Source organism: Thermoflexus hugenholtzii JAD2 (assembly GCF_900187885.1).
In the GTDB taxonomy this organism is placed as follows: Bacteria; Chloroflexota; Anaerolineae; order Thermoflexales; family Thermoflexaceae; genus Thermoflexus; species Thermoflexus hugenholtzii.
Genome location: NZ_FYEK01000059.1, coordinates 1 through 215, shown reverse-complemented (window position 1 = coordinate 215; position 215 = coordinate 1). Strand labels below are relative to the sequence as shown.

At 66.5% G+C, this 215-nt stretch carries 1 protein-coding gene; it reads right to left on the bottom strand.

The annotated features are described in order from the left end of the window. The coding region (locus CFB18_RS11990; RefSeq protein WP_143597608.1) for a Uma2 family endonuclease at positions 1-215 on the bottom strand (215 nt) is incomplete at both ends.

Here is a 215-nt window from a genome sequence, read left to right as displayed (position 1 = left end):
GTGGGCGGAGGCGTAGAAATCGGGGCGATAGCGGAGCAGCGCCACATCCGGCTGCGGCTCGGAGTGCGGGCTGAGCCGGAGCGGGTTCTGGACCCGCACGATGATCCCCTCGCCGGTGCGTCGAGAGAAGAGATGATTCAGCCGATCCACCACGCCGGCGTGTCGGCTTCCGATGGGGCTCATGGTGACGAGTTCTCCTTCGATGAGCTCCACGC